This is a genomic window from Erythrobacter sp., from assembly GCF_023653175.1.
In the GTDB taxonomy this organism is placed as follows: Bacteria; Pseudomonadota; Alphaproteobacteria; order Sphingomonadales; family Sphingomonadaceae; genus Erythrobacter.
Map to the genome: position 1 here is coordinate 1 of NZ_JAMNXL010000246.1, position 4,231 is coordinate 4,231.

Annotated in this window: 2 protein-coding genes and 1 tRNA gene; 1 reads left to right on the plus strand and 2 read right to left on the minus strand. The window is 63.2% G+C overall.

Annotated features, from left to right (window positions below; all coding sequences use genetic code 11):
- Nucleotides 1-1,110 (minus strand): peptidylprolyl isomerase (locus tag NBV68_RS18175; protein ID WP_296312682.1); only part of this gene is annotated, 1,110 nt, incomplete at its 3' end.
- A gap of 264 nt (nt 1,111-1,374) precedes the next feature.
- Between NBV68_RS18175 and NBV68_RS18180 the strand changes: the two genes are divergently transcribed.
- A tRNA-Ser gene (locus NBV68_RS18180) sits at nt 1,375-1,465 on the plus strand.
- Nucleotides 1,466-1,869: 404 nt separating this feature from the next.
- On the opposite strand, the gene NBV68_RS18185 is transcribed toward NBV68_RS18180, so the two are convergent.
- A partial coding sequence (locus NBV68_RS18185) for an autotransporter domain-containing protein (protein WP_296312685.1) occupies nt 1,870-4,231 on the minus strand: 2,362 nt, incomplete at its 5' end.

Here is a 4,231-nt window from a genome sequence, read left to right on the forward strand (position 1 = left end):
CACCCGCCGCACCGGCACGCGGATGTTGCAGATGTCCGCGCCGCCAGCAGGCACGTTGAAGAACGGATCGCGGCGATTGGCGATGGCCCCGGCGTAAGCCGCGAAGGTCTCGCTTTCGGTCGAGAGGTATTCGAACGCCGGTCGCTCACCCGTCGGCAGGTCGTCCGCCACCCGTACCGATGTGATCGGCGTGCGCTTGGCGCTTTCCTCGGCGGAGTAGAACCCGAGCGCGCCCTTGCCGCGGGGCAGTGAGGAGAGGTGCTCCATCCCCTCGATCACCCGCCCGACGAGGGCGATGTTGCGATCGAGGTGGCGCGGCGCATGGCCGATCACGGTATAAAGCTCCGCGCCCGATCCGGTGTCGGGCGAATAGTTCCGCCCCACGCCGACCATGCCGTAGCAGTGGGTGGGCCACATGGTTTTCAGGAAGGCTGGAAAGAAGTCTTGGATACGGTCGTCAGGCTTGCTTGGCGCCCGCTCGCCAGCGATCGGCCAGCCTTCAAAAAAGCCCGTCCCGTCCGCATAGCTGTCGCGCGGCGCGGGCGGTGATGGCTCTGCGGTGCCCGCAAGCGTTTCGGCGGTAAACGGAGTCACGAGGCCATCGGGCGGTCGCCCTTCGCGGGCACGGACACCGGGCCTTATCTCGTAGCCATGAACAATCGGATCGTTGATCAGGCCCATCGCGGCTGTGACGAGATAGTCCTTCTCCGTCATCATCCTCAGCCCTTGCGGCAAGGGCTTGGGTTTCCCCGTCGCCTCGGGGTTGTCGTAATTGGGATCGCCCCACTGGGTGACGTAATTGTCCTGCACCCGGTTGACCGAGATGCCGTCATACCAGCCCGCGCGCGCGAACAGCCGGATGTTGTGGACCCAGCCTTGCGAGAACGGCGCTGGCATCAGCTGTATCACCACGGTGCGCGGGCGGCCGTCGGCATCCGGCGCGAGTGTCATCACCAGCAGGTCCTCCGCCGGGATCGCCACCCAGTCCGCCTTGGGCGCGGCAGCGACGATTTCGGGCGGGGTGGGGGCGACGGGTTTGCTCGCATCCTGCGCGGCAAGCGGCAGCGTGAATGCGAGAGCGGCCGAAACGACGACAAGTGCGGTTCTCATGCCTGCCGGTGTGCCATATCCGCCCGGGAATCAAAAACCCCTTTTCCGCACGCAAAGGGGGGCGCGAAAAAGGGGCTCTTGCAGCCGCGCTCGCAGGGAATGCCGGATCCGCGCAGCGCTGGCCTCGGCTACTCCTTTACCACGATTTCATCCCCCGGCCAAACTGCACCGCCTTGCGAAGCCTGCCGTTCGCCGCTATCGGCGCGGGCCTGCCTCCCACAGGTGCTCAAGCAACATAGCGGTAGCGCCTCGAAGGAGTCTTGCGGAGCAGTGGCCGAGTGGTCGAAGGCGCACGCCTGGAAAGTGTGTATACGTCAAAAGCGTATCGAGGGTTCGAATCCCTCCTGCTCCGCCACAGACCTCTGGAAACATTGAGAAATTGCGTTCTGACGGACCCTGCTCCCTTATCGTTCCCCGATAGATCTTCCGCTTAACCGGCGCGGGCCTGATCGATCGACGCGACAGGGGCGGCAATTCGCCCGGATCAAATTCGGGTCAGGTGCTGGTGACCGCTCGCAGCTTGGGAACGCTGCACACCCTACGCGACATACCGCTGCATCTATCGTCGAAATAGATAACTATGTCTCACAGCTACATCGCATAGTCGACGAGTCCCGTGACGATGGCTTGCCTGGCCATTTCCGCCAGCCCGGCGGCCCAGGACTGCTCTCCCACTAGCTCCCTATGGGGGCGACCGTATGGCGAGCATCTTGAGATCTCGACATAGTGGCAGGCCGCCCCGGGACGTGCGAGCGGAAGTTAGAAGCTGAAGCGCAGTCCTGCTCGAGCGCCAAAGGCATCGAGCTGGCTTCCCTTGGCACCATTGGCTTCGATGAAGCCGCTGACCGTGTTGGGCGAGCCGATATTCACACCCAGAACGGCTTCGCCGTAGTCGCCGATTGGGCGATTATCGATACGGACCGTTCGGCCATTGTTGGTGAAGTCGATGCTGTCATCACCCTTGAACTCGTGGACGTAATTGCCACCTGCATAAAGGGCGATGGTGTTGAACGCTCCGCTCGGGAAACTCGCCCCGATCCGCGCCCCCAGCTTGCCGCGCAGGCCTTCATCATCAAGAAATTCGATGGTCGAACTCTGCACGTTCAGGTCATCAAGGCTGGTGCGGACATAGGAGATCGAGCCGACAGGTTCGACGAAGAAGCTGTCGGACCCGACACGGATTCCGATCTCGCCCCGTGCGCCGTAGGCATTGCCATCGAAGTCGGCCGCATATTGTCCGATCGCGCTCTCGGCTTCGACCTTGTACCAATCATATTTGGCAAGGACGTTGGCGAACAGGCTGCCCGAATTGATCCCGGCATAGGCCCCGGCGTTGAAGGCATCGAACGCGGTTCGGTCGGTGGCACCGTTGAACTTCATCTGGGAGTTCACGTAGCCCCCGGTGATCCCGAAGGCAAAATTGCCGCTATTGCCTGACGCCCCGCCGAAATCGAAGCCGGCTTGGCCGCCGAAGTAGTCCTGATCATAGCCCAGATCGAAATTGCGGTTGAGACCCGAGAAGCTGACGTCGCGGACATTTTCCCTCTGCTCGGTTGCGCCATGCATCTGGACCCACAAGCGACCGCCCGGTTCCCCGGCGCCGCCCGCCCATGCGCCATCACGCAATTCGCGCATGTGCGCCGACCAAGCTTCAGCCGACACATGCCACAGATTGCGCGCTCCTTCGACAAAACCCGCCGTACGATAGACGGCAGCGTTAGGCGCACCGACCAGCAAGAAGTTGTTGGAGCCCGGGTCGAACACCAGGTCGGTTTCGATCAGGCCGGAGATGCGGCTGCCGCCGTCCAGCGTGAACGCTCCAGCCTGCGTGCCCACGCCGCCATCCACAAGTATGACGCCCGGGTGCAACGCCCCTGGTCCGCGCAGATCGACCAGCAGGCGGGTCGAACCGGTCGCCGCCCCGCCGACGATCAGCCTGTCGGCCGACCCTGAACCGGCAAGATCGGCATCAAGGCCGAGCCTGCTGTCGGCCGAACCGGCAAAGGTGCCGGGCAAGGTCAGCGTATCGCCCGGGATGCCGTTGCGCAGCTCGATCAATCCGCCGGTATTGTTGAAGGTTTCCAAGCCGGTGAAGATGCGCGCCACCGGGGCCGTGGCTCCCGGTGCAAAACGCACCGTTCCGCTGTTGCCAAAGACGTCTGTCCCAGCACCGAAATCGGGATCTGGCCCCACGACATAGGTGCCCGTGTTGTTCACACGGTCCGCACCTGCCGTAAACTGGATGTCGCTGGTCAAGGTTCCGGAATTGTTGATCGTGAGCGGCCCGCCCGCGGCAGCCACGGCAAAACCGTTGCTGTTGTTCGCGATCACGCCCGCATTGTTCAGCGTGCTGCCATTGACCGAGACCAGACGAATACCATCGCCATTCGCAGCGGTTGCAGTACCATTGGCGCCGATTGTCACGGTCGCGGTGTTGCCGCCATCGACGATGATCCCGTCCGCGCCAGTCCCAGTTGCGGCGACGGTTCCGTTGATGATGGCGACTGCATTATTGGTCGCCGAAACACGCACGGCGCTCACGCCGTTGCCGCGCGCCGACACACTGTTGACGATGGCACTGGCGTTGCCGTCGGTGGCGATCACAGCGACTGTTGCAGGATTGCCGGCCGCAAAGCTCGTGCCGCTGCTGGCAGCTGTGCCATTCACCTGTACCGACGCATTCGCACCTGTTGCCGCGATAGCGGCCCGGCCGCTTGCTGCGTCTGCGCTCAGGGCAGCTACCGTGCTGACATTGTTGGCGATGACGACAACGCTGCCAGTGCCGGAGGTTGCAAGGATGCCGCCGCCATTGCGACCGTTGGCTGTCACTGAACCGGTGCTCGATACTCGGACATTACCTGTATCCGAGGTAGCGGTGATGGCGGTCGCATCGGCGCCGGTTACAGTGACTCTACCGGCGGTCACGTCAGCGTCCCCGCCGATCGCGGAAACGAAGATGCCATCGGCATTCGCGCCGGCGGTCGTGACAGAATCTGCGCTGACCGAGGCAACCCCATCAACAGTCTGCGCAGTGATACCCGCTGCGCTGGCCCCTGCCGTTGTAACACTGCCGGCGTCGATCATGACATTGCCTGTGCGCCGGGTGATTCCCATGATCCCG